This is a genomic window from Vibrio sp. Vb1337 (assembly GCF_033338715.1).
Lineage (GTDB): Bacteria > Pseudomonadota > Gammaproteobacteria > Enterobacterales > Vibrionaceae > Vibrio > Vibrio alginolyticus.
Genome location: NZ_JAWOTD010000001.1, coordinates 440989 through 449864, shown reverse-complemented (window position 1 = coordinate 449864; position 8876 = coordinate 440989). Strand labels below are relative to the sequence as shown.

The 8876-nt window shown below is 44.5% G+C and carries 4 protein-coding genes; 2 read left to right on the top strand and 2 right to left on the bottom strand.

What is annotated here, in order from left to right; all coding sequences use genetic code 11:
* Positions 1-4492, top strand: a 4492-nt coding sequence (locus R7E42_RS01880; RefSeq protein WP_318072286.1) for an Ig-like domain-containing protein, incomplete at its 5' end; no start/stop codon positions are given.
* Between the two features lie 88 nt (positions 4493-4580).
* Here the strand turns inward: R7E42_RS01880 and R7E42_RS01875 are convergent.
* The gene (locus R7E42_RS01875) at positions 4581-5195 is read right to left on the bottom strand and encodes an OmpA family protein (protein ID WP_031781371.1); all 615 of its coding nucleotides are present in this window, start codon (positions 5193-5195) and stop codon (positions 4581-4583) included.
* 2 nt (positions 5196-5197) lie between these two features.
* Positions 5198-6514: a TolC family outer membrane protein gene (locus R7E42_RS01870; RefSeq protein WP_195723090.1), complete on the bottom strand. Its 1317-nt coding sequence runs from the start codon at positions 6512-6514 to the stop codon at positions 5198-5200.
* A 401-nt stretch (positions 6515-6915) separates the two neighbouring features.
* Here R7E42_RS01870 and R7E42_RS01865 point away from each other — a divergent pair.
* Positions 6916-8876, top strand: a 1961-nt coding sequence (locus R7E42_RS01865; protein ID WP_318072285.1) for a Calx-beta domain-containing protein, incomplete at its 3' end; no start/stop codon positions are given.

Sequence of the window (8876 nt, the reverse complement as noted above, 5' to 3'; positions counted from 1 at the left end):
CTGGAACGGCTCAGAAGCGTTGACGTTTACGGCCACCGATCCAAGCGGCGAAAGCGTTAGCCAAACGGTGAACTTCATAGTTGCGCCTGTGGCGGACATCGTGGCAGATAAAGCAACGGTCGTGGAAGACACGCCGACCATCATTAAGGTCTTAGGTAACGACACGTTCGAAGGCGACGACAAAGTGGTGTCGCTGGATACCAACAACGGTCCAGCTAACGGCACGGTCTCGGTCAACCCGGATGGCAGCGTCACTTACACGCCAAACGACAACTACCACGGGGCAGACAGCTTCACCTACATCGTTACCTCGGGTGGGGTATCGGAGTCCACCACGGTGAACGTCGATGTGACGCCAGTCAATGACAAGCCTGACAGTGAGGACTTTACGCATGTGACTGACAAGCCTGTGACGCAAGTTGTATTTGATACTGATACGAAACCTTTAGGTGATGGCGACTCTCAGGATCATATAGCGGATATTGAAGATGACTTAAATGGCAACGACTTGCATGTGCAGATTACTGAACTACCGACCTCAGGAACATTGTTCTTCAGAGATAACAACGGTGAACTGCATGAAATAAAAGAAGTCAGTGACACTCTTTATGAAAAAGATAGCCTTTACTATGAAGCTGATAATGTGGGTTTCTTATTAGGTATCAAGGATCGCCCAGATACACCAAATAGTTCCGAGTCTACAACAGATTTCAATAATTGGGGGCTAAGTGAGGACGGAGGTCCATCACACTCCCGTACTGAGCATTTAGTTAATGGTTCCTCCATCACTATATCTTCTGATAGTGGTGAACTTGCTCAATACAACCGCCAAGTGTCACATATCGGAAACGGTATTGCTGACAATGATGGGCAGGGTATTGAGAAAGGCGAGACAATTACGATCGATTTGTCTAATAACCCTGTGGGCAGCGTAAACCTTGGCTTAGATGGATTAGGTGGATTGTTTGATTACGGTGATGACAACGCTGCGCTTATTACGGTTACGTATTTAGATTCAAATAATATCGAACAGACTCAAACGTTCGAGTTCTTGAAGCCTGAAGGCAACTTCATGCTATTCCAAGAAACAAGCGTTGGTTTTGGGCAAGAACTAGCTCTTCCTGAAGGTTCGGTCATTACTCAGTTAGATTTTTCTACGAAAAATGAAGGGAACTGGGAGTTACGTTATGTAGAAGGTATTCCTGCCGGAGATAGCTTTGGATATGTGGCAGTCGATTCTGAAAGTGGAGTTAGTGATCCGTCTACGGTCAATATCGTTAACGAAATACTAGATGGTAATGTTGCGGAAAATGGACCTGTGGTGGAGAGCATTGCAGGTGTTACTGTTGTTGAGGGTGACGATGTCACGTTTTCTGTTTCTCTAAATAACGCGACAGATCAGACCGTTAAGTATCAAGTGGATTTCTCTGCAGAGGGTTCTAGTGTGAGCTCTCAAGACATTGATTTGTCGAACGCAACTTTTACTAATGGCGTGAAGTATTTGGGTGGATACCTTATTGTTCCAGCCGGAGTGAATGGCTTTGAGATTACCATTCCAAGTATTGATGATCAGTTGGTTGAATCAACAGAGAGTCTTGTGATTAAAGTCGGAGATGTATCTGGCGTTGGCTATATTGATGATAATGATGTTCCGCCAGCAGTTCAAAGCAACGAAATTTCCGGATTAGAAGACGAAGCTATTGTTATAACACTAGAACATTTAGGCATCGTTGATAGTAGTATAAGTGTTGAGTTTGACACTTCTGCTCTAAATGGCTCACTGCAAGTGAAAGGTTCTGATGGTTGGGAAGCGGTTTCTGGCAGTGTACTCGCTTCTGATATCGAAAATGGTCTTGTTCGTTATGTTCCTGCTGAACATGAATCTGGTGCAAATGTTTTCGATAAAGACGGTGTTGGGAACGGCTTGGATACTTACGAGCAGATTCATTTCACTGTTAGTGATGGCAATTCTTCTGCTTCAGGTACGTTGAGTATCGACATAGAGCCTGTCGCGGACCCAATTAAGATTGACCTTACTTTCGGTCCAGTAACGTCTGTACCTGTGACACTAGGCGGAAGCTGGTCTACAGACGAAGAACTTAAAGATCTGCTTGAGGCAAGTAATTTACCAGGGCTTGACTTTGAACATGTGGTGACACAAACGTTTAATAACGGACATGTTGGTAATGACTTAATGCTAAGCGGTGACACTGAATCGCCACTGAGCTTTGTCGGAGATCAACAAGCAGGTGCGAACGTTGATGCTCAAGGCAGTGATATCTTTGTGACTGGAGGAGGTAATGATTCTATCTATGGCGGTATTGGTTCATTAGATGATCAAGCGGAGACGGACACAGTTGTTTACTCTGGCAAGTTGTCTGATTACAACCTCAACTATTACCCTGCGTCTGACCACTCAGAGGTCCCGTATTGGATTGTCGAAGATAGCCGATTTATTGATACAAAAGATGTTGTTTCGAGCACTCATAAAGAGTCGGGTGACCACCTTTATGAAATTGAACAACTTATCTTCCAAGATGCCATTATCAAGCTAAATAACAACACAGGAGAGTATGTTGTACTTACAGAGCAGCAAGTCTCTTTTGAGCTGAACCTTGATCTTATCGATGTGGATGGCAGTGAGTCATTCATTAACGATAGCGTCACATTAACGGGAATTCCTTCAGGGCTAACATTAGAGGTGAATGGCAAAACGGTTACTGAAAACAGCGATGGTTCTTACACGGTTGACCTTTCAAGTGAACCAAATCAAACCAGTCATCAACTAAGCGGTACGATTACTGTACCAGCCGATTACAATGGTTCGTTAGATTTTGATGTAACAGCGACGGCAGGAAGTGTTGAAGTTAATAACAATACTCAAATGGGAACGGACACGGCTTCTGTTTCAGTTCGAGATTATGATTTTGTTTCCGGTACGCATGGTGATAACAAGATAGCTGGATCTGATAGCAATGATGTGATTGTTGGCGATGTTCAAGGATTACAGATTGTCGAGGGGCAGGACTACAACATTGCTTTTATGCTCGATACATCAGGCAGCATGGGTTACGACGTTGGTCTAGCGCTAGGTGAGCTAAAAACAGTGCTGAATACTCTTACCGAAAGTGCTAGTGGCCCTCATTCGGGCAAAGTGAACGTTTTATTGACCACATTTGCTACTGGGAGCTCTCAGGTACTTGAATTAGATTTGAGTGCAGACAACGCAACATCGCAAATAGAGTCTACATTGGATGCAATTTTACAAATCGGTGATGGTAATACAAATTATGAAGCCGGGTTCCAATCTGCACTAGACTGGTTTGCTAATGCCGATAGTGGCGCAACAAACCTAAGTTATTTCATATCTGATGGTCAACCAAACCAAGCTACGGATAACAATACGAGTTGGTTTAGTGGTTGGGAGGGTGTCGTACTTGGCGTGTCAGAACAAAAGTTAGTGACGCTAGCGGATGTCTTGCCAAGTGATTACAGGTTTGGTGATACAGTCACATACAACAATAAAACAATCATAGATTTTCGCGGGGCGGTGTATTCGCTCTCTACTGGTGAACAGGTGGGGAGAATGCTTAACTCATATGTCTATGATGATTATGGAAATAATGTTCTATCTCAAGCGAATAACGCATATCAAGCATTGGCTGAATTTAGTGAGGTTCGTTCGATAGGTCTTGGTCGCTACTTAGATGAAGATTCGTTAGAAAACTTCGACTCTGATGGTGTAGTAAGAGCTAACATAGATGTAAACCAACTAGCAGAAGTGATCCTTGGTAAGGAAGTTTCTTTGATGCAAGGCAAAGATGAGATTAACAGCCTTGATGGAAATGACATTATTTTTGGTGATGCCATGCGTTTCGACGTCGATGGTGAGCAAGGAGTTTCCGCGCTGCAAAACTACGTAGCTTCTCAACTAGGTAAGGATGTTTCGTTGGTTACCAAAGAAGAAGTTCATCACTACATTACTGAAAACCAAGCAGAATTTGAACAGTCTCGTTATTACGACCAGGCAGATACCATCTCTGGTGGTTCAGGAGATGATATTTTGTTTGGACAAGGCGGTGACGACAAGCTGTTCGGTGGTGCAGATAATGATATTTTAATTGGTGGTTTCGGCAATGATATTTTGACAGGGGGGGACGGTGAAGACATCTTTAAATGGATTGATGTGTCCAATGAACGCGACACTGTCACTGACTTCAATAAAGATGAAGACACTCTAGACTTCTCTGATCTCTTTGATGACTTATCTAAAGATGAAATTGGAGAGCTTCTTAATGATCTTCAATCAGGTGATCATACCGGTGATGTCGGAGAGTATCACGTAGAAGTGGCACCAGATGGCAGCTCTGAGGCAAACCTGAGTATTACAAAAGGTAGCTCGACATTAGACATCCATTTTGACGGTGCAAGCGTTGATGATGTGACTCAAAGCTTGATTGCAAGTTTAGAGGCGCAATACAAAGATATGTAGTGGCGTTACCATTTAGGTAAAATTGAAAATCAAAAAAGGTCTAGCAATTTGCTAGACCTTTTATTTTTACGTTCTGTTTATGGTTGTGTTAGCTTTTTGGAAGTGTAGTGAAAACGGTCCACTCTTTCTTAACTTCGCCCTTGTGACCAATCACTGTTGCGGTTACTCGACGGTTTAGCGCGTGACTCACTTGGTCAGTGCCTTGTGTTGCAAGCACTGTGTCTCCATAGCCCACAATGGTAACTCTATCCCCACTAATACCATTCGTCATGAGTTCTTTTCTAACGTTCTCAGCCCGGCGCTTGGATAAGTCGAGATTGTGTTCTGCAGTACCAGTGCGACTAGCATAGCCCTGAATCTCGATAGACGTATTTGGGTACTCTTTCAAGAAATCGGACAACTCACGAATTTGTTGCGTAAAGATAGGGTTTATAACATCGGAATCGTTCGCAAATAGGACTCGAATTTGCATTTCTTGTGAGGAGTCGACATACGAACCGCAGCCATCGTTATCTATCTCGGCTCCTAAAGGAGTTCCCGGACACAAATCGCGCTCGTTAATAACACCGTCTGAGTCATCATCTATATGATCAGCCCACTGATCGGCAATTGGCGTATCGATGTAATCATACTCATCGCCTTTATCGGATGAACTGCATGCCGAAATCATCAATGAGAGTGCAATAAGAGTTATGTGTTTCATAATTAATACTCCACTTCTTCTAGCCATTCTTTAGGCATTTCGACCCTTAATGCACTCAACAGTTGACCTGTTGCGTTCATCACTCGATATTTGGCGTACTGCTCTGCGTATTTAGAATCTAAGTAGTCTTTACGCGCCTCAAAGAGCTCGTTTTCAGTGTTCAATAGATCAAGCAGTGTCCGTTTACCGATGCGATATTGCTTCTCGTAAGCAATTACGGTCTCAGACGCAGAGTCTACATGATCTGATAGAAACTCTTTTTGTTGTAATGTTAAATCAAGCGCACTCCAAGAAAGTCTTAACCCTTCTTCAACATTGCGATAGGCACCTTCACGCAAGTCTTTTGCTTTATTTAGCTGGTAGGCGAAGTTTTCTGAGTTCGCTGCATCACTGCCGCCATTGAATAGGTTGTAGCGTAGGCGCAGCATGGCAAGTGTCTCATCACTGCGACCTTTTAAACCATCAGCGTCGTCACGCCATGTTTGCGAAGCTTCAATGGAAATGGTTGGGTAGTTAACACCTTTAGACTGTTTGTATTGAAACTTAGCCGAGTCTACGTCTGCGAGTGCGACTTGAATAACGGGGTGCAGTTCAAATGCCAAGCCTACCGCTTCATCAATTGTGTACGGAATAAAGTTTTGGTCCGCTCTCGGAAAGATTAGCCCTTGCGGTGTTTGACCGACTAAACGAGTGAACATCGTGTGAGAGTCATACAGGTTATTTTGAGCAGCGGCTAAGTTGCCGTGTGCTTTTGCCAAACGTGCTTCTACTTGCGTTAAGTCAGCGGTAGAGCCGATACCCGAGTTGACTCGTTTTTTAATGTCATCGTAGATATCTTTGTGAACAGCCAGGTTGTTTTCAGACAGCTTGAGTATTTCGTAAGCTTTTACAGCATCTAGATACACTTTGGTGACTTCAAGTGCTTTATCCGATGCGTCGGCCAAAAGTTGAAATCTTACTGATTCAGCATCCGCTGCGGTTCGGTCTATATCATTAAGAGTCGCACTGCCGTCCCAGATAAGTTGGGTTAGTGTCACCGATGCTTCTTTTCGAGTGTAATCTGTATCTCCACGTCCCACCTCGTCAGAAGGGTCTAATCCTTCATACCCAATACCCGCATCTAGATCAATAGAGGGTAAGTAAGCACCCGAAGATGCTTCATTTACGTATTTTCGGCTCGTAAATTCATTAAATGCACTCTTAATGTCAGGGTTGTTTTTTAACGTCAATGCTACGGCTTGCTCTAAAGTTTGACCGAAAACGGGTATAGACACCATTAAACTACAGCAGCAAGCAATATTTAGTCGGTTCCATTTCACGGTATTTCTCCTAAAAATTCGTGTTGCTTTTTGCTATTTCATCTCATAACTGAGACGAAACATCATAAATAACAGTGCTTGAGTAAGGGATTTATCAACCTACTGTTAAAACAAAGCTTTTGTTTCAAAAATCCAAGATTTCGCCTTTTAAAACCTTAGCACATATGTCGAATGTTGCTTAGCAACATAGCAAGTTTAGCTCGGAGAAAAGCTTGAATTCTTAATATCATAGCGTTTCACGGCCTGTGTCACTCTGCGCTTTTTTGTAACTCTGCCCCTAGAGTTATCAAGCGTCCTACAAGCTACACATACAACGAAAATATGATGATTTTGACTAAACTATAGACGTAAATGTAGGGGTGACAAACTTTTGACTTGGTTTGAAGTGGGGCGAGGTAGATATGGAACGTGTAACTTTTAGCTCATTGGCGGGCAACATTGTCGTTATCGGGTTGGACGGTGAGATTAGGACTTTAGGTCAGGGTCAACTACCTCAACCAGGAGAGTTAATAATCGATGAAGTATCAGATACTTCTGAACTTGTTATCGAGCAGGTGACACCACAAGGAAGTTCAATAAATGTAACTGATGATATCACTGCGTTAATTGAAGCAATTGCGAGTGGGGAAGACCCGACTGAGCTGGGTGAAGAGTTTGAACCTGCTGCAGGTGAAGGAAACGGGTCTAGCCCACAGAATACGGGAGCTATAGATCGCACAGGTGCTGAATTACTCGCTAGTACCAATTTTGAGACAGTGGGAACTGACGGAACAGGATTTTCAAGTACTCAGGTAGAGACGCTACTCGATATTCTCCAAATACAACCACCAGAACCAACAGCAACCCCCATTCCTGCAACGATAATTGTTCAGGAAATATCCAGTCCGACTATCAACGAAGGTGATCAGGTTGTATTCGATATTACTTTAAACCAAGCAACAGAGGACAATACTGATGTCACTTTGTCGCTACTTGATGGCACCGCAACTGGCGGTTCAACTGACGAGAGCGGAAGTGACTACGTTAATGAGCGTGTTCTCATAACATTTTCTGATGGTACAACGGAAGAAATCTTGGTTGATGATAACGGTACTTTTACAGTCTCGGTCCCATTAGGTGAAAGCGGGTTTACGGTTTCTCTCGACTCTATAGATGACTCTATATTCGAAGGCCCAGAAACGTTTACGCTTTCTGGCACAACAGAAGAACAAAATACACCTGCAACCGGGGTGGCAACCATTGTTGATGATGGTAGTGGGCCAGGTTTAAGTCCTGATGATGATCGCCCAACGGTAACGATGAGCGATGCAGGGATAGTTAATGAGGGTGAAACGGCTAGCTTTAAAGTGTCGTTATCTAATCCATCAGCTATAGATGTTGAGGTTGAACTGACTCTCAACTTAGGTGACACCGAAGCCGGTGACTTAGGTCTCTTAGAATACAACACGGGAAGTGGCTGGGTTGCAGTGCCAAATGATGGTGTGGTGACGGTGCCAGCCGGGCAAACCGAATTTGATGTGCGTATCGCTTCCATTGATGACACCGTTTATGAAGGCCCTGAAGACTTCAGTGTGACCGTGACTGGCATTGGCGCAGTACAAGGCAGTGATACGGGTACGGTAACGATAGTGGATGACGGTAGTGGTCCAGGACCTGATCCCGATGATGACCGCCCAAGTGTGACTATTACCGATGCTGGCATTATTAATGAAGGTGATACGGCGAACTTCAAAGTGACGCTATCGAATGCCTCCGAGTCCACTGTTCAAGTAGAGCTAGGCCTCAACTTGGGTGACACTGAAGCCGGTGACTTAGGTACCTTAGAATACAACGCGGGAAGTGGCTGGGTTGCAGTGCCAAATGATGGCGTGGTGACCGTGCCAGCCGGGCAAACCGAGTTTGATGTGCGCATTGCTTCTATTGATGATGCCGTTTATGAAGGCCCTGAAGATTTCAGTGTGACAGTAACTGGCATTGGCGCGGTGCAAGGCAGCGATACAGGTACGGCAACGATAGTGGATGACGGCAGTGGTCCAGGACCTGATCCCGATGATGACCGCCCAAGTGTGACTATTACCGATGCTGGCACCATTAATGAGGGTGAGACTGCGAACTTCAAAGTCACTTTATCGAACGCGTCTGAAGCGGAAACGCAGGTGGAACTGGGTCTTAATCTTGGCGATACCGAAGTTGGAGATTTGGGCACCTTAGAATACAGCACGGGAAGTGGCTGGGTTGCAGTGCCAAATGATGGTGTGGTGACGGTGCCTGCCGGGCAAACCGAATTTGATGTGCGTATCGCTTCCATTGATGACACCGTTTATGAAGGCCCTGAAGATTTCAGTGTGACAGTAACTGGCAT